Source organism: Streptomyces sp. CNZ301 (genome assembly GCF_004217425.1).
This window is the reverse complement of record NZ_SHLG01000001.1, coordinates 294908-311405: the sequence shown is the minus strand read 5'-3', so window position 1 is coordinate 311405 and position 16498 is coordinate 294908. Positions and strand designations below refer to the sequence as shown.

The window sequence follows — 16498 nt, the reverse complement described above, 5'->3', positions numbered from 1 at the left end:
ATCGACTACAGTTGCGTGCCGTGAAGATCGCGTTGGTGGACTCCGGTATCGGCCTGCTCGCGGCGGCTGCGGCAGTGCGCAGGGCCCGTCCCGACGCGGATCTCGTCCTCTCCAGCGATCCCGACAGCATGCCCTGGGGGCCGCGCACCGCCGAGGACATCACCGCACACGCCCTGGCCTGCGCGAAGGCCGCCGGAGCCCACGAGCCGGACGCCCTGATCGTCGCGTGCAACACCGCATCCGTGCACGCCCTGGCGGCGCTCCGCGAGGAGCTGGAGCCGGACCTCCCCGTCATCGGTACGGTGCCCGCGGTGAAACCGGCGGCGCAGGGCGGCGGTCCCGTCGCCGTGTGGGCCACCCCGGCGACCACGGGAAGCCCCTACCAGCGGCGCCTCATCGCTGACTTCGGCAGGGAAGCCCAGTTCACCGAGGTGCCCTGCCACGGTCTGGCGGACGCCGTGGAGACGGCGCGGGAACACGCCATCGACGTGGCAGTCGGCGCGGCCGCCGATCTCACTCCGCGCGGTGTGCGCGCCGTCGTCCTCGGGTGCACGCACTACGAACTCGTCGGTGAACGCATCCGCGCGGCCCTCACGGATGCGGACGGTCCGCCGCCGGTGCTCTTCGGCTCCGCCGACGCGGTCGCCGCCCAGGCCCTGCGCAGGATCGGCACCGGCCCAGACCTTGGCGCCGCCCCGACCGGCGGGCTGACCGTGCTGCTCGGGGGGAGTACGGCCAGGCTGCCCGAGGTGGCGAACACCTACGCCGAGGGCCGGCTCCTCGCGGGCGCACCCGTCACGCCTTGACCCCGGGCCGTGGCCGGCCCGGCGTAATCTGCGCCCCATGAGCGAGCAGCCCGAAGCCCCGCCGCGGCCTTCCGGGGTCTGGACCGGCGGCGCGGCAAACCGTCTGCAATGGCTGCTGGCGCTGCTCGGCGCCGCATGCGTGGGGCTCGGACTCGCGCTGGGTGCGCGCGCCTCGTGGGAGCTGGACAGCGCGCCTCTGGTCATGTCCGTCGTGGGCTGCCTCGCGGCGGGCCTGCTGGGGCTCTTCGGCACCCTCGCGTTCGTGCACGTGCGGGTCACCGTCGACAGCGAAGCGCTGGAACTGCGCTGCGGACCCGCCGGGGTGCCGCGGCGCCGCATTCCGCTCTCCCACGTCCTGGCCGCGGAGGTGGTCCGCGGGGTCACGCCACGTCAGTGGGGTGGCTGGGGCTACAGGTGGCGCCCCGGCAGGGGCACGGCGGTCGTCGTACGGCGCGGGGAGGGCGTGCGGCTGCGGCTGGAGGACGGACAGACGTTCACCTTCACCGTGGACGACGCGGAGTCGGCGGTGCGGGCGATCCGCGGTCACCTCTCGTAGGCCTCAGCCGAGCCGCCTCGCGCAGGCGATGCCCGCGAGGAGCCCCGCCCCGGCCGTCACCTGCGTGAAGCTCAGGGCGTTGCCTATCGCCGCCAGAGCGGCCAGCGCGGAGAGCGCCGCCCCCGCCGTCAGCGCCACCGGCGTGGGCCGGGGTGAGGTCCACAGCGCGAACAGCAGCCACCCGAAGGCCGAGGCGAGCAGCGCCAGCCCCGGCAGCCCCTGTTCGGCGGCGACCTGCAGGGGAGCGGAGTGCGGCTTGCCGTCGGACGGCGCCGCGTCGTCCGCGTGCAGCGTGCCCTGTGCCGTGAACGCCGCCGGCGCCGCGCCGGTGCCCGTGCTGCGTGCCGTCACGCTCAGGTCCCGGAATGTGTCGGGACCTGCACCGAAGAGCGGGTACTCCCGCGTGATGGCGATGGCGTCCCGCCACAACCCGACCCGGTGGGCCGTCAGTTGCTCGTGCAGGGCGACCGACGCCCCGCGCGGCTGCTGCTCCTCTGCCACCGCGAAGGTGATGCCCGAGACGGCCGCGGCGGCCAGCGCGAGAGCCGCCAGGTACGCGGGCCGCCGGCGGATCCGTCCCGCCACGAGGGAGCACAGCAGTACGCCGAGGGCGGCGGCGAAACCGACCGGGGTGCCCACGAGCAGGGCGCACACCACAGTCGCGGCTGCCAGCAGCCGCATGCTCCGCCGCACGGCGGGCACCGGCGTCGCCCAGGAGGCACAGCAGAACGCTCCGACCGCGAGCGTGAGGAGCGCGGCCGTCACACCCGAACGTCCCGCCGGGCCCGCGAAGTCGATACCGCCCGGGATCACTTGCAAGGACGACGGGCCGAAGAGGGCGAGAACGACACCCATCGCTCCCGCCCCTGCGGCCGCTCCGACGGGCATCAAAGAGCCCATGATGCGTCCCGTGGCGTATCCGGCACCCACCGCGAGCACGGCGAGCAGCAGTCCTTCCGGCCGCGCGTCCCTCCCCGCGGCCGTCACCAGCGCCCATGCGGCGCAGGCCCCCAGCACGAGCACCCCTGTGACGTCGGCGGTGCCGTTCTGCCGTTCGCGCACCCCTGACGATCCGAGCACCGGTGACGTCATCCCCTGCGACCCCCCGAAACCGGCGCGGCCCGTACCGCCGGCCGGTCGGCTGCGGCGCGGGCTGCGACTTCGCGGCTCAACGGTAATGCGTGAGGCGGGAATTGTGGATATCCCGTACCCGAGTGATGCTCCTCCGGTGAACGGTGACGGGCGGCGGCACATGCCCGACCGCGTAGGCTCGGGATCATGGCGACACCCGAATTCATCCGCAGGATCCGCGACGCCGCAGGCCATCAGCTGCTCTACCTGCCGGGCGTGAGCGCCGTCGTGTTCGACGGCGACGGGCGTGTGCTGCTCGGAAGACGGGCCGACACCGGGCACTGGTCGATCATCGGCGGCATCCCCGAGCCGGGTGAGCAGCCCGCGGCAGCGGCTCAGCGTGAGGTCGAGGAGGAGACGGCCGTCCGGTGCGTCGCCGAACGAGTGGTCGCGGTGCAGGCGTTGGAGGAACCCGTCACCTACCCCAACGGCGACGTCTGCCAGTTCATGGACATCTCCTTCCGCTGCCGCGCCACCGGGGGAGAGGCCCGGGTCAACGACGACGAGTCGCTGGAGGTGGGCTGGTTCGGGCTGGACGCGCTGCCGCCCATGAGCGAGGCCGTCGTCACCCGCATCAAACAGGCCGCGGGCGACGGCCCCACCTGGTTCGAGGGGGTCGGCCGGAGCTGACCGGGGCGGGGCCCATCCCCTCGGGCACGGGCCACCGAGGGCAGATGCCGGGCGTTACGTTGGAGTGGAGGGCTGCTCGGGGGAGACGACCCGAGGAGACGAGCATGACCGGCACCCTGGAACGGCTCGCAGGCGAAGGCGTGGCTCCCTGGCTGGACGATCTGAGCCGTGAGCGCCTCGCGAGCGGCGGGCTTTCCCGGCTGGTGGACGAGCAGGGCGTCGTGGGCATCACCAGCAATCCGACGATCTTCGACAAGGCGATCGGCTCCGGGCTCCACTACGACGCGCAGATCGCGGATCTCGCCCGGCGGGGCGTCGGCGTCGCCGAGGCGGCCCGGCTGCTGACCGCCTACGACGTGCGCTGGGCCTGTGACGCCCTGCGCGGCGTTCATGAGGCGACCCACGGCGTGGACGGACGCGTCTCGATCGAGGTGGCGCCGCAGCTGGCCCGCGACACCATGGCGACCCTCGCGGAGACGCGGGACCTGTGGTGGCTGGTGGACCGGCCGAACCTCTTCGTGAAGATTCCCGCCACCCGCGAGGGGCTGGGAGCGATCAGCGCGGCCCTCGCCGAGGGCATCAGCGTCAACGTGACCCTGATCTTCTCCCTCGACCGCTACGACGAGGTCATCTCCGCCTTCCTCGCCGGAATGGAAGGGGCGCGGGCCGCCGGTCACGACCTGTCCTCCATCGCGTCGGTGGCGTCCTTCTTCGTCAGCCGGGTCGACACCGAGACCGACAACCGCCTGGACAAGATCGGCAGTTCACAGGCGCGGACGCTGCGCGGCCGCGCAGCCATCGCCAACGCCCGGCTCGCCTACCGGCGGTTCGAGCAGGCCCGTGCCGGCGACCGCTGGCGGGCACTGGAAGCGGACGGAATGCGGCCCCAGCGTCCGCTGTGGGCCTCCACGGGCGTGAAGGATCCGGCCTTCGACGACACCCGTTACGTCGTGGAACTCGTCGCACCGGACATCGTGAGCACCATGCCCGAGGCGACCCTCCGCGCGGTCGAGGACCACGGGGAGCTCAGAGGCGACACCATCCACGGCACGTACGCGGAGTCCCAGCAGATCCTCGACGACCTCGACGTGGCGGGTGTCTCCTACCACGACGTCGTGACGACTCTTGAGGAAGATGGCATAAGGAAATTCTCGGACTCCTGGCGGGACGTTTTCGGCACGGTGGAGAAGGAACTGCGTACCGCGTCCTCGAAGAGCCGGCCCGCCTGACGCCCCTCCGCAGCGTGTGCGGAGCCGCCGAGCCGGGGAAACGAGTCCGCGCCGCCGGGTGCCCTGCCGCACCGCCCGATCGCCACCGAGGAGCAGAACATGGCCGTGAACTCCCCCTTCGTGATCGTCGGAGCCGGATTGGCCGGAGCGAAGGCCGCAGAAGCGCTGCGTGAACGGGGGTTCGACGGGCCGCTCGTCCTGGTGGGCGACGAGCACGAGCGTCCCTACGAACGTCCGCCGCTGTCGAAGGAGTACCTCCAGGGCGCATCGCCCCGTGAGGGCGTCTACGTCCACTCCCACGACTGGTATGAGGACAACGGCGTCGAGCTGCGGCTCGGCGTCCCCGTGGCGTCCGTCGACCCCGGTGGCCACGCGGTGACTCTCGCGGACGGCAGCTCCCTCCCGTTCGCGAAGCTGCTGCTGGCCACCGGCTCCTCGCCGCGCAGGCTGCCCGTGCCGGGCGAGAACCTCGACGGTGTGCACTACCTGCGGCGGCTCGCCGACAGCGACCGCCTGAAGGAGACCTTCCGCACCGCTTCCCGGGTTGTCGTCGTCGGCGGCGGCTGGATCGGCCTGGAGACCGCCGCCGCCGCCCGCTCGGCAGACGTGCAGGTCACACTGGTCGAGGCGGCGGAACTGCCCCTTCTCGGTGTTCTGGGCCGGGAGGCCGCCGAGGTCTTCGCCGGCCTGCACACCGAGCACGGCGTGGATCTGCGCTGCGGCACACACGTCACGGAGATCACCGGCAAGGACGGCCGCGTCAGCGGCGTGCGGCTGCGGGGCGGCGAGCGGATCGAGGCCGACGCCGTGATCGTCGGCGTCGGCGTCACACCCAACACCGGCCTCGCCGTACAGGCCGGGCTCGACGTGGAGGACGGCATCCGCGTCGACGCCGCCCTGCGCAGCTCGCACCCGGACATCTGGGCCGCCGGCGACGTCGCCGGCGCCCTCCACCCGCTGCTCGGCAGGCACATCCGCGTCGAGCACTGGGCCAACGCACTCAACCAGCCCGCCACGGCTGCCAGATCGATGCTCGGTGAGCACGTGACCTACGGCAGGCTCCCGTACTTCTTCACCGACCAGTACGACCTCGGCATGGAGTACACCGGCCATACAGGACCGGGCGGATACGACCAGGTCGTCTTCAGGGGAAGCACCGCCGACCGCGAATTCATCGCGTTCTGGCTCAGGGAGCGCCGGGTACTGGCCGGGATGAACGTCAACGTCTGGGAGGTCACCGATCCGATCCGTACCCTCGTGACTTCCGGTCTGCCCGTCGAAGCGGCGAGACTCGCCGATGTGGGCCTTCCCCTCACCGAGGTCTTCGCGGAAGGGTGACCACCGGCGACGAGGAGGCCGGCGGCCCGCGGGTGCTCGGCGGCGGGCGCCGATGAGCGGCGTGCACTTGGTCAGCGAGGGAGAAGAGCGTCACGTGCAGGAGAGCCAAGAGCAGCAAGGCGGCGAGGCGGCATGCTGGCTCAACCAGGTGTGCGAGGAGTGCGGCCGGGTGCGGGAGGACTCCTCGCGCCCCGACTGCGAGCACTGCGGCCACGACCCGCAGGGAACCCGCACCGCCGCCTCCGGACGCGGTTCCCGCCGGCGCGACCGTGACTCCGAGGGCAAGGCCCGCAACGCGCGGCCGCGCGACGGGCTGGGCCGGCCCCTTCCGCACGGCGAACAGGGCGTCCCCCGCGCGCCCGAGGGCGTGGTGCGTACCCCGGAGCGGACGCTGGAGGAGGCTCAGCGGCTGCTCGACGAGGGCATGCCCTTCCACGCACACGAAGTGCTGGAGGACGCCTGGAAGAGCGCGCCCGAGGCGGAAGCGCCACTGTGGAAAGGCCTGGCGCAGCTCGCCGTCGGGATCACCCACCTCGCTCGCGGGAACACCAAGGGCGGCGCACGGCTGCTGCTGCGGGGCGCCGAGGGCATCGAGCCGTACGGGAGTTCTCCCCCTCACGGCATCGACGTGGCAGGACTCGCGGACTGGGCGCGCGCCACCGCCGAGGGCGTGGAGGAGACAGGCCGGCCGAACACGGACGGAAAGGCGGCGGGGGACCCGGCGGCTCCCAGCCTCCGCAGGCAGGGCTGAGCCGGCCCGCGGAACCGTCCGCTCACACTTTCCGGAAGTGGTAGGCCTCCTCGGCGGCCGCGGCGACCGCCGCCAGGTCCGCACCGCCCGCGGCTGCGACCACGGCGGCGATCGCCCCCTCGACGAGAGGGGCATCCACCAGCTGGGCGGTCTCCGGCAGTTCGTCTCCCTCGGCGAGCAGTGCCTTCACCGTCAGCACGGCGCTGCCGAGGTCGACGAGGATGGCCACTCCGGCCCCCGCGTCGACCCTGTGGGCGGCCTCGCTGATGAGTTCCGCGCTGGTGCCCAGGGAGCCGTCCGGCCCACCGCCCGCGCCCTCCACCGGCGGGCTGTCACCTCCGGCGGCGAGCCCGACGGTCAGGCGTGCGACGGAGTCGGCGACCTCCTTGCTGTGCGAGACCAGGACGATCCCGACCTTCGGCCCGGGCTTCCCCGTCGCGGCCCGGGCCGGGGCCTCCCCGCCGGCGGGGGAGGCCCCGTGCTGCTCACTCATCGGCGACCGCCTCGGCCAGCGCCGCGAAGAGCAGCGCCGAGGAGGTCGCGCCCGGGTCCTTGTGCCCCACGCTTCTCTCGCCGAGGTAGCTCGCCCGGCCCTTGCGCGCCCGCATCGGCACGGTTGCCAGCGCGCCCTCACCGGCGGCGGTACGAGCCGCACCGTAGGGGTGCGGCCCGCCCGCGGTCAGGGCCTCCACGCCGGGGTAGAGCGCGTCCAGCATCGTCTTGTCTCCCAGGGCGGCACCGCCCAGCTGCGCCACGGCGTCGACGCCGACGCGCAGCGCCTCGGCCAGCTGATCGCCCGTCACCCGCTCCGCGTCGCCGAGGGCCTTTCCCGTGCGGCGCAGCAGCGTCCCGTACAGCGGACCGGACGCGCCTCCGACGCTGGAGACCAACTGACGCCCCGCGAGCACCAGTACGGCCCCGGGCGCCGAGGGCGAATCCTTGCCGAGAGCGGTCACGACAGCGGCGAATCCGCGCTGCAGATTGGTGCCGTGGTCCGCGTCCCCGATGGCCGAGTCGAGTTCGGTGAGCAGGTCCGCGTCCCGTTCCACGGCAGCGGCGGCGGCGGTGAGCCAGCGGAAGGCGATACCGGCGTCCAGCTCATCGGTCAGTTCGGTCAAGACAACTCCCTCTTCAGGACCGGGTGCCGTTTCCGGAACGGCGACCGCGGCCCCGCCCGGTGCTCGTGACGCATCTTCAGCAACCCCAGCGGAGCCCCGGTGTGTTCACCGGCGCGTCGTACAGCCGCAGGATCTCCTCGTCGGCCCGGCACAGTGTCACCGATGCTCCCGCCATGTCCAGCGAGGTGACGTAGTTGCCGACGAGGGTGCGGGCGGCCGGCACCCGGCGTTCGTCCAGGACGCGCCGCACCTCGGCGCAGAAGCCGTACAGCTCCAGCAGGGGGGTGGCGCCCATGCCGTTGACGAGGACGAGCACGGGACCGTCCGGATCCAGGTCGCTGAGCACGGCGTCCACGGCGAAGTCGGCGATCTCGCCGGAGGTCATCATCGGGCGGCGCTCACGGCCGGATTCCCCGTGGATGCCGATGCCCAGTTCCAGTTCGCCGGCGGGCAGGTCGAAGGTGGGGCTGCCCTTCGCGGGTGTCGTGCAGGGGGCGAGTGCCACCCCGAAGCTGCGGGAGGAGTCGGCGACCTGACGGGCGATCGCCTCGACACGCTCCAGCGGCGCGCCTTCCTCCGCGAGGGCTCCGGCGACCTTCTCGACGAAGAACGTCGCGCCGGTGCCCCGGCGTCCTGCGGTGAACTCGCTGTCGGTGACGGCGACATCGTCCTCGACGAGGACCTTGCCCACCTGGATGCCCTCGTCCTCGGCCAGCTCGGCGGCCATGTCGAAGTTGAGGACGTCGCCCGTGTAGTTCTTCACGACGAACAGGACGCCCTTGCCGCTGTCGACGGCAGCGGCGGCCCGCGTCATCTGGTCGGGGACCGGGGAGGTGAAGACCGCGCCGGGGCAGGCCGCGTCCAGCATGCCCCTCCCGACGAAGCCGTTGTGCAGCGGCTCGTGACCGGATCCTCCTCCGGAGACCAGGCCCACCTTGTCGGCCACCGGGGCGTCACGCCGCACCACCACGCGGTTCTCCACGTCGACCGTCAGCTCGGGATGCGCGGCGGCGATCCCCCGGAGAGCGTCGGCGACGACGCTCTCCGGCACATTGATCAGCATCTTCATTGATACCTCCGAGTGAGCGGAACACTGTCCCACTGGCCAGTATTACTACAGGTGGGAGCCGGAAGCGCGACCGCGTCGTCCGCCCGTCCCGGACGCGGGCAACAGCCCCGCCGGGACGGGTGCCGTGACCGGAAACCGCCTGACGTCCGGTCAGGAGGTCCCCGTGGGCCCGGGCCAGGACCCTGAGCGGCCGCACACCTACAGCCTGCCGCACGGGAAGGCCGCCGCGGTGGTCCGCGCCGGTGCTGCGGCGGGTCTCCTCGCGGGTCTCCTCGCGGGGCACGGAGCCGGAAGCGCCGCAGCCGTCAGCCGAGTTCGAGACTCGTGACGCCGAAGACGCGCTCCGCGCGAGTGCCGGGCGGGTCGCCCTTGTACATGCGGACCGTCTCGGAGCCGAGTTCCAGTCCACGGCTCGTGGCAAGGTCGACGGCCGCTTCGTGAGTCCCCGGGATGTCGACATGCACCTCGTCCTCCGGGCTGAGGTGTGCGATGAGCGTGTCGAAGACGGCCTCGGCGATCTGCGGGGTGTCGGCGAAGAGCGGTCCGATGCGGTGGCCGTTCCTGGCCTGCCGGATCACGCCGTAACCGGCCGGCTCACCGTCGCGTACGTAGACGTGCGCGCGGTGCCCCGGCGCGCTCAGCCACCGGCCGAGGAACGCCTTGCGGGGTGCGGGGAAGCAGGTCTCGTCATACGTGGCGATCGCCTTGAGGTGATCCTCCGTCACTGGTTCCACGGAAGGCGAAGGGACGCCCGGGGAAGCGGGACGCCCGCCGTAGCGGCCCGTGCGGTAGGCAGCGGCGAAGCCCGAACGCCGGTAGGTCTCCTCCTGGGCGGGGACCGCGTCGAGGCCGATGGTCCTGCCGCCGGCGTGCGGCACGGCCGTCCGCCAGGTGGCCATGCCGACCCCCTTGCCCCGCAGCGCGGGGTGGACCAGGTAGTAGCCGAGGAAGGCATAGTCGTCGGAGTAGTTGACGACGGAGACGGCCGAGACGGGCCTGCCGTCCTGGCGCCCCAGGAAGAACCCGTCGGGGTCGGTCGGATGGAAGCAGGCCGTATCGCCCAGGCCCGGGTTCCACTGTTCCTCGGCCGCCCATTCCTCGACCTGGAGCCATTCCTGGGCCGAGGCGCGCGTGACGCCGAGTCCGTCGGCGTGACCGCCGTGGAGTGGGCCCGCCCCGGCGGTCCCGGCTGCGGAGGGCTGATGCGAGGCGTCGTCCCCGAGAGGTTCCATGCCTTGTGTCCGTCCTTTCCTTGGATGGTCGCGGGCGGCGGACCGGCACCGCACGGCCCGCCGGCGCTGCGTCAGATCAGGTCCATGGCCGCCACTTCGTCGGGACGGCCGTAGCTGACGGGGCCCTGGAAGCGCCTCCGGGCGGTGGCGAACCACCACACCGTCGCGATGATCAGGACCACGGCCAGTGCGATCGGGGCGTAGTTGAAGTTCGTCGCGGTGATCGGCGAGGCGTGCGGCAGCATGAACAGGACGTTGCTGACGAGGATCCACGCCACTGCGACGATCCCCACCGGCTTGCCCCAGCGCCCCAGGTGCCACGGCCCGGGCTGGAAGTCGCTCAGGCGCAGCCGGAGGTAGATGGGCACGGCGTAGGCGAGGAAGAGTCCGACGACGTTGACGCTGACGATGGCGGTGAACGCCGTCTCCGACCACCAGCCCGGGACGACCAGGACCAGGGAGCACGCCGCGGCGAGCCACACGGCCTTCACGGGCGTACGGGTACGGGGCGAGACCGAGTGCCACCAGCGGGATCCGGGCATCGCGCCGTCACGCGAAAAGGCGAAGATCTGCCGCGTGTTGCTGGTCATGTTGGCCAGACCGCAAAAGAGCATTGCGCCGATCACGATGAGCAGCAGAAGTTTGGCCGCGCCCGTGCCGAGCGCGTCCAGGAGAATCTGCACGGGCGGGGCGTCCGCGGCGGCCTCCTTGCCGTAGTCGCGGATCGCGAAGACGAGCGCCAGCATGAGGACGAGACCTGTGATCGCGGAGTAACCGATGGCACGCATGATGCCACGCGGCGTGTTCACCGTTGCCTGCACCGTCTCTTCTGACATGTGGAAACTGCCGTCGAAGCCGGTGAAGGTCCAGCTCGTGACGAGCAGGCCCAGCATGCCGCCGTAAAGGGCGCTCGTGAAACCCGTGTTGTTGGCGAAGTGCGTCACGAAGGACGCGGACTGATGGTGCTCGGGCATCACTGTCAGTGCGGCGACGATCACCACCGTTCCGATGAGCAGCCACCACACCGAGACGCGGTTGAGTACGGCGACGAGTTGCACCGTGTAGGTGTTGGCCAGGCCCTGGAGCAGAAGGATCACGGCGGTGATGAGGACCGTGCGCTGCCCCGTGACCTCGTAGGACGGCCACTGCATCGCCAGGAACGCCTGGATGAAGGTGGCCGCCGCGTAGCCGGTCGCCGCCGTGCCTCCCACCTGCCCGACGAAGTTCAGCCAGCCCGTGTACCAGGACCATGCGCCTTTGTTCTTCTTGGCGAGTTTTCCCGCGGAGAAATACAGCGCGCCGCTCGTCGGATAGGCGGATGCGACCTCGCCCATCGACGCTCCGATGAAGAGAACCATCACCGAGACACCGACCCAGCCGAATACCAGAACCAGCGGGCCGCCCGCATTCATCCCGAAACCGAACGAGGAAAAGATTCCGGAGATGATGTTGATGATGGTGAAAGAGATCGCGAAATTGTCGAACCCACGGAATCGGCGCGTCAGTTTCCGTGGATAACCCATCGCGTGCAGCGTGGCGTCATCGTCCAGGGTTGCAGGCGCTTCGCGCTGACGTATTCGAGTGCGGCCTGCGAAGGCGGAGTCGGACACGGTCGGCCTTTCTTGTGTGGACAGCGGATAAGACGTCGCCGCGACGGGTGCCGGTTGTGCGCGGCGGCCCGGTACGGGGGCGGCCCCCGGCAGAGGAGGGCGCCGAAGGGCGGGTCATGTCAGTGCGAGCCCGGTACGGGGAGACCGCAGGCGAGACGTGCCTTGCCGAGCTGCTCCTCGGGATCGCCGAAGGCGCTCCACGGCATCCGTGAGGCGTAGGGCCCCATCGCCGCGAAGACGGCACGGGCCTCGAACTCGCAGTTCGCCATGACCAGTGCGTGTGCCAGGTAAGCCAGGTCCAGTACCGGCGTGAACTCGTAACCCGTGACCTCCGGCAGCCAGTTCCGGTACGCCCCCAGCGCGGTGGCCTTCCACTGGGGCTGATCCCAGGTGCGGTCGGCCAGGAGCGAGGCGGGGTCGTGCTCCTCGATCAGGGCCACCAGCGGCAGCAGCCTCAACGCCGAGGAGGCCGGGGCCCGTTGGCCGAGGAACGCGGCAACGTCCCATGCGGCCTTGCCCGAACCGCCGTTGCGGGCGAAGAAGAAGGACAGCATCCGGTGATGGGCCTCCCTGTGCCACGGATCGAGCCGCAGGATGTGGGAGAAGAGCGACCAGGGGCCCTCCGGCGAGGTCAGCAGTCCTTGCGGTGCGGGGTCCCGGGGGCGCTGGAGACGGGCGAGCGAGAGCTGGGTGACCCACGGCGTGGGGTCTCTGGGGGCCATCAGTGCCGCCCGCTGGCACGCGGCGAAGGCGATGCGGCCGAGGTCGCCGGCGTGGCGGTCCTGCGCGTCGGCCGCGCGCAGCGCGCGCAGCGAGGAGACCCGTGCCCACAGCAGCGCCGCCTCCCTGCCGGGCTCCTCGGCGAGCCAGCGTTCCGCGAGGTCGGAGTCGCATGCCTCGGAGGCGAGCACGAGTGAACGGTGGGCGCGCAGACCGAAGTTGTGCTGTGCGTCCTTCAGTGCCTCGTTCGAGCTGAGGTAGCGGCCCGCCCGCACATCCACGCAGGCCCGTGCCAGCTGACGGTCATCGGCCGCGGGGTGCCATACGTACTGCCCCTCGAAAAAGCCAGCGGTCATGCTCTCCTGCCGAATCTGCCGTCTCTGCCGGTGCCGTCCAGATATGCGTAATTCGGGCAAGCCGAATTCGACCGGGACGAGTCCGGTACCCGGCAGCAACGCACACCCTACTCAGCGTCATGAGCGACCGGAACCACTATTCCCCATCACTCCTGGTTGGGAGTCACATTCTCTGTCCGTTCCGCACCGGATTTCCCGTCGTGCGGGCGGGCCGGGCATGCGCTGAGCACGTGTCAGTCCGTCGGCGTCACCCTTTGCGTTGAGCGGAGTGTGCCCAGCCGGAGTCGTGCGCGCCTCGGATGCGGCACGGCGCATCCGCCGGACCGCAGGTGGTGACCCGCGCTTCAAGAGCCGCTCCCGGGACGGCCTGTTCGAAGAACTCGCACAGGAATGGCATACGGTTGAAAAGCGAACTGCTCTGGATGCCGGGGAAGTTGGGTGCGTAAGGCCCCGTGCGCAGGTGACTGGCTTCCCCGGGGCCGGCTCCCTCCCTGTGTCGGGAGAGCCGGAGAACATGCACTTCCTGGTATTTTCCGGGCCAATCGGAGCAGTAGGAGGCGCGTGATGGGGCTGGCCGCTCCACTGTGGGACGTGCACAACCATCAGGGCTGGTCCCAGCTGGGTGAGTTGGGCCTGGCGCTGGTCCTCTCCACGCTCATCGGCTGGGAGCGCGGCTCGCGTCAGAAGAGCGCCGGGCTGCGCACTCACGCGCTGGTCGGCATCGCCAGCGCCCTGATGATGCAGATCTCCCAGTTCGGCTTCAGCAGCGTGCTGGGTGCCGAGGACGTCTCCTTCGACCCCTCCCGCGTCGCCTCGCAGATCATCACGGGTATCGGGTTCATCGGCGGCGGACTGATCTTCGTGCGCCGCGACGCCGTGCGCGGCCTCACCACCGCTGCGACGGTCTGGCTCACCTGTGCCGTGGGCATGGCATGCGGCGGCGGCCTCGGCGTGCTGGCGGCGGTGACAACCGCACTGCACTTCCTCGTCATCCGCGGCTACCCGCTCGTTGCCGCGCGGCTCTCCACGGGACCGGCACTCACGGAGTCCACGGTCCGGCTGCGCTACCGCACCGGAGAGGCCCTGCTGCCCCGTCTGATGGAGATGTGCACGAACCGGGGTTTCCGCATCCTCGGAGTCAGTGTGGAGAGGCTGCCGCGGCCCGAGGAGGCCTCCGAGGCGGAACGTGCACACGCGCGGGAGACCGCACGGGTGGCGCTCCGGCTGGAGGGCAAGGCGGACGTGCGGACGCTGGCGTCGGAGATGTTCCACACAGCGGGAGTGCTGGGCATGGAGGTGACGACGGACTCCGATCCGGAGGAATGAACGTGTGGCCGGAGCCCGGGACATGCTACGAAGAAGCATGCCTGCCGCCTCCCGCGCCACATCGCCGAACGCCTCCGACGACTCCTCCGCATACGACGCCGTCATCGTCGGTGGAGGCCACAACGGCCTCGTCGCCGCCGCGTATCTCGCACGTGCCGACCAGCGTGTCCTGCTGCTCGAACGCCTGGGCCGTACCGGCGGAGCCGCCGTCTCCGAGCAGACCTTCCGGGGTGTCGACGCCCGGCTCTCGCGCTACTCGTACCTGGTGAGTCTGCTGCCGCAGCGGATCATCGACGACCTCGGGCTGCGCTTCGCCGTACGCAAGCGCGGCGTCTCCTCCTACACGCCGACCGTGCGCGACGGGCGGCCCACCGGGCTCTTCGTAGGCGACGGCACGGCCCGCACACGGGAGTCCTTCGCCCGGCTCACCGGAGGGGAGAGGGAGTTCGCGGCGTGGGAGCGCTTCTACACCATGACGCAGCGAGTCGCCCAGAAGGTCTTTCCCACCCTCACCGAACCGCTCCCCACCCGCGAGGAGTTGAAGAGGCGGATCGGCGAGGACGACACGTGGGAGGCGCTGTTCGAGCGCCCGCTCGGCGAGGCCGTCGAGGAGTACTTCACCGACGACCTGGTCCGGGGCGTGGTGCTGACCGACGGGCTCATCGGCACCTTCAGCCATGCGCACGACCCGTCGCTGCTGCAGAACCGCTGCTTCCTCTACCACGTCATCGGAGGCGGCACCGGCGACTGGGACGTGCCCGTCGGCGGCATGGGGGCGCTCACCGACGCCCTCGGCGACGCCGCACGCGCCGCCGGCGCCCGGATCCGTACCGGGCACACGGTGCAGCGCATCGACACCGACGGCACGACCGCCGAGGTGCGCTACCGCACCGCCGACGGCGAGGGCACGGTGGCGGCCCGCCGCGTCCTGGTCAACGCCTCACCACAGGCGCTGTCGCAGATGCTCGGCGAGGAGCAGGCGGCAGCTTCCGGCGCGGGGCGGCGCGGCGAAAGTCCCGTCAGCGGCTCGCAGTTGAAGGTCAACATGCTGCTGCGGCGCCTACCCGGCCTGAAGGACGCCGCCGTCGACGCGCGGGAGGCCTTCTCGGGCACCTTCCATGTCGCGGAGGGGTACGAACAGTTGGCGGAGGCCCACCGGCAGGCGGCGGCGGGAGAACTGCCGGGGGCGCCTCCCTCCGAGCTGTACTGCCACTCCCTCACCGATCCGAGCATCCTGGCCCCGGAACTGGCCGCTGAAGGCTTCCAGACGCTCACGCTGTTCGGGCTGCTCACTCCCGCCGAGTGCTTCGACGCCGGGAGCGCGTCCGAGCGGGACGCCCTGCGTGACGCGGCCCTTGCCCGCACACTCGCCGAACTCGACCGTCACCTGGCGGAGCCCGTCGGCGACTGCCTCGCGCACGACGCCGACGGCAGGCCGTGCATCGAGGCCAAGACTCCACGGGACCTCGAAGGCGAACTGCGGCTGCCGGGCGGCCACATCTTCCACGGAGACCTCTCCTTCCCGTGGGCCGCCGAAGAGGGCGGTGGACGCTGGGGAGTGGAGACGACGCACCCCAACGTGTTTCTTTGCGGCGCCGGTTCGGTACGCGGTGGCGGTGTCAGCGGCATCGGCGGGCACAACGCCGCGATGGCGGTGCTGGAAGCGGAGGGCGGCCGGGCAGCGGCGCAGGTGCGGTGAGTGCTCCGGTCCGGGCGCTGCCGGGCCGGGCCGCCGGGCAGCGCTTCGGACGGCGGCGGCGATGCCTGCACCGACGCCGGTCGCCGGCCTTCTGCCCGGCGTCGTCTGCTCCCCTCGCTGCTGCCGCCGCAGTTGGACTCGCCCGTCATCGGGAGCACGGGTTCGGGGACGGGGTGCACTAGCGTCGTCCGTATGAGTGATGAAGTCCGAACGGTGCGGGCCAACGGCATCCAGATCGCCTACCGGACCTGGGGGACCGAGAGCGCCGAGGGCACGCCCGTCGTCCTGCTGCACTGCCTCGGTGAGGACGGTGAGGACTGGCGCGGCCCCCTGATCGCCCAACTCGCCGCCGAGCACCCGCTGTACGCACCGGACCTGCGCGGCCACGGCCGCAGCGACTGGCCGGGCGAGTACGGGCTGGACCTGCTGTGCGAGGACCTGAGGTCGTTCCTCGACGAACTCGGCCTGGAACGCGTCGTCCTCATCGGCCACTCCTTCGGCTCGGTCGTCGCCGGCATCTTCGCCGGGGAGCACCCGGCGCGGGTGGAACGGCTCGTGCTGGAGGAGACCGCGGCGCTGCTGCCGCTCGACCCGCCCCGGGAGATCCCCGGACTTCCGTCGGAGCGGCCGCTGTTCGACTTCGAGGTCAGAAGGCAGTGGAACCGGCAGCGCAACGAGCCCGACCCGCGATGGTGGCGGCAGCTGAGCGACATCACCTCGCCCGCCCTCGTCATCGGCGGCGGCCCGGGCAGCCACCTGCCGCAGCAGGACATGGTGGCCGTGGCCGAGCGCATCCCCCTCGGCACCTTCGTCACCATCGAGGACGGCGGGCACATGGTGCACGAGCAGCGTCCCAGGGAATTCGCCGCGGCCGTGCAGACCTTCCTGGCGGGCGGCGCCCCGGCACGGTGACCGCCCGTGCCCGTG

The 16498-nt window shown here is 71.4% G+C and carries 16 protein-coding genes; 9 read left to right on the top strand and 7 right to left on the bottom strand.

Going from position 1 to position 16498, the window contains the following annotated elements:
* Positions 1–20 precede the first annotated feature (20 nt).
* On the top strand, positions 21–806 hold the full coding sequence (locus tag EV375_RS01370; RefSeq protein ID WP_130301523.1) for an aspartate/glutamate racemase family protein: 786 nt from the start codon (positions 21–23) through the stop codon (positions 804–806).
* Between the two features lie 37 nt (positions 807–843).
* On the top strand, positions 844–1362 hold the full coding sequence (locus EV375_RS01365) for a hypothetical protein (RefSeq protein WP_130297801.1): 519 nt from the start codon (positions 844–846) through the stop codon (positions 1360–1362).
* Between the two features lie 3 nt (positions 1363–1365).
* Here the strand turns inward: EV375_RS01365 and EV375_RS01360 are convergent, their stop codons facing one another.
* Positions 1366–2454, bottom strand: a complete 1089-nt coding sequence (locus EV375_RS01360; RefSeq protein ID WP_130297800.1) for an O-antigen ligase family protein — start codon at positions 2452–2454, stop codon at positions 1366–1368.
* A 186-nt stretch (positions 2455–2640) separates the two neighbouring features.
* Between EV375_RS01360 and EV375_RS01355 the strand changes: the two genes are divergently transcribed.
* The 4 genes from EV375_RS01355 (at position 2641) to EV375_RS01340 (ending at position 6441) form a co-directional block, all read left to right on the top strand.
* Positions 2641–3123, top strand: coding sequence for an NUDIX hydrolase (locus EV375_RS01355; RefSeq protein ID WP_130297799.1), 483 nt, complete (start codon positions 2641–2643; stop codon positions 3121–3123).
* A 104-nt stretch (positions 3124–3227) separates the two neighbouring features.
* On the top strand, positions 3228–4352 hold the full coding sequence (gene tal / locus EV375_RS01350) for a transaldolase (RefSeq protein ID WP_130297798.1): 1125 nt from the start codon (positions 3228–3230) through the stop codon (positions 4350–4352).
* A gap of 99 nt (positions 4353–4451) precedes the next feature.
* Entirely contained in the window at positions 4452–5690 is a 1239-nt protein-coding gene (locus EV375_RS01345) for an FAD-dependent oxidoreductase (protein WP_130297797.1), read from the top strand.
* Between the two features lie 94 nt (positions 5691–5784).
* The gene (locus tag EV375_RS01340; protein ID WP_486588219.1) at positions 5785–6441 is read left to right on the top strand and encodes a DUF309 domain-containing protein; all 657 of its coding nucleotides are present in this window, start codon (positions 5785–5787) and stop codon (positions 6439–6441) included.
* 22 nt (positions 6442–6463) lie between these two features.
* Here the strand turns inward: EV375_RS01340 and EV375_RS01335 are convergent, their stop codons facing one another.
* The 6 genes from EV375_RS01335 to EV375_RS01310 all read right to left on the bottom strand — a co-directional run bounded on the left by EV375_RS01335 (position 6464) and on the right by EV375_RS01310 (position 12546).
* Positions 6464–6934, bottom strand: coding sequence for a PTS sugar transporter subunit IIA domain-containing protein (locus tag EV375_RS01335; protein WP_130297795.1), 471 nt, complete (start codon positions 6932–6934; stop codon positions 6464–6466).
* Positions 6927–7559 carry a dihydroxyacetone kinase subunit DhaL gene (gene dhaL, locus EV375_RS01330; RefSeq protein WP_130297794.1) on the bottom strand — a complete coding sequence of 211 codons (633 nt, stop codon included), beginning with the start codon at positions 7557–7559 and terminating at the stop codon, positions 6927–6929. Before dhaL ends, EV375_RS01335 begins: the two co-directional genes overlap by 8 nt.
* A gap of 76 nt (positions 7560–7635) precedes the next feature.
* A complete protein-coding gene (gene dhaK / locus EV375_RS01325) occupies positions 7636–8628 on the bottom strand; it encodes a dihydroxyacetone kinase subunit DhaK (RefSeq protein ID WP_130297793.1) in 993 nt (330 codons plus the stop codon).
* 305 nt (positions 8629–8933) lie between these two features.
* A complete protein-coding gene (locus EV375_RS01320; protein WP_130297792.1) occupies positions 8934–9860 on the bottom strand; it encodes a GNAT family N-acetyltransferase in 927 nt (308 codons plus the stop codon).
* A 71-nt stretch (positions 9861–9931) separates the two neighbouring features.
* Positions 9932–11383 (bottom strand): amino acid permease, encoded by a 1452-nt coding sequence (locus EV375_RS01315; protein WP_130301522.1) that lies wholly within the window; start codon positions 11381–11383, stop codon positions 9932–9934.
* Positions 11384–11589: 206 nt separating this feature from the next.
* Entirely contained in the window at positions 11590–12546 is a 957-nt protein-coding gene (locus EV375_RS01310; RefSeq protein ID WP_130297791.1) for a hypothetical protein, read from the bottom strand.
* A 561-nt stretch (positions 12547–13107) separates the two neighbouring features.
* Between EV375_RS01310 and EV375_RS01305 the strand changes: the two genes are divergently transcribed.
* From EV375_RS01305 to EV375_RS01295, 3 genes are all read left to right on the top strand, one after another.
* Positions 13108–13872 (top strand): MgtC/SapB family protein, encoded by a 765-nt coding sequence (locus tag EV375_RS01305; protein WP_486588218.1) that lies wholly within the window; start codon positions 13108–13110, stop codon positions 13870–13872.
* Between the two features lie 37 nt (positions 13873–13909).
* A complete protein-coding gene (locus EV375_RS01300; RefSeq protein ID WP_130297789.1) occupies positions 13910–15571 on the top strand; it encodes a phytoene desaturase family protein in 1662 nt (553 codons plus the stop codon).
* 192 nt (positions 15572–15763) lie between these two features.
* Positions 15764–16483, top strand: a complete 720-nt coding sequence (locus EV375_RS01295; protein ID WP_130297788.1) for an alpha/beta fold hydrolase — start codon at positions 15764–15766, stop codon at positions 16481–16483.
* Positions 16484–16498 lie beyond the last annotated feature (15 nt).

Bases quoted from the DNA above. Each gene is read 5' to 3' on its own strand.
- EV375_RS01310 (WP_130297791.1), bottom strand. From the start codon at position 12,546: ATGACCGCTGGCTTTTTCGAGGGGCAGTACGTATGGCACCCCGCGGCC.
- EV375_RS01335 (WP_130297795.1), bottom strand. From the start codon at position 6,934: ATGAGTGAGCAGCACGGGGCCTCCCCCGCCGGCGGGGAGGCCCCGGCC.
- EV375_RS01365 (WP_130297801.1), top strand. From the start codon at position 844: ATGAGCGAGCAGCCCGAAGCCCCGCCGCGGCCTTCCGGGGTCTGGACC.
- tal (WP_130297798.1), top strand. From the start codon at position 3,228: ATGACCGGCACCCTGGAACGGCTCGCAGGCGAAGGCGTGGCTCCCTGG.
- EV375_RS01300 (WP_130297789.1), top strand. From the start codon at position 13,910: ATGCCTGCCGCCTCCCGCGCCACATCGCCGAACGCCTCCGACGACTCC.
- EV375_RS01295 (WP_130297788.1), top strand. From the start codon at position 15,764: ATGAGTGATGAAGTCCGAACGGTGCGGGCCAACGGCATCCAGATCGCC.
- EV375_RS01360 (WP_130297800.1), bottom strand. From the start codon at position 2,454: ATGACGTCACCGGTGCTCGGATCGTCAGGGGTGCGCGAACGGCAGAAC.
- EV375_RS01355 (WP_130297799.1), top strand. From the start codon at position 2,641: ATGGCGACACCCGAATTCATCCGCAGGATCCGCGACGCCGCAGGCCAT.
- EV375_RS01320 (WP_130297792.1), bottom strand. From the start codon at position 9,860: ATGGAACCTCTCGGGGACGACGCCTCGCATCAGCCCTCCGCAGCCGGG.
- EV375_RS01315 (WP_130301522.1), bottom strand. From the start codon at position 11,383: ATGGGTTATCCACGGAAACTGACGCGCCGATTCCGTGGGTTCGACAAT.
- dhaK (WP_130297793.1), bottom strand. From the start codon at position 8,628: ATGAAGATGCTGATCAATGTGCCGGAGAGCGTCGTCGCCGACGCTCTC.
- EV375_RS01345 (WP_130297797.1), top strand. From the start codon at position 4,452: ATGGCCGTGAACTCCCCCTTCGTGATCGTCGGAGCCGGATTGGCCGGA.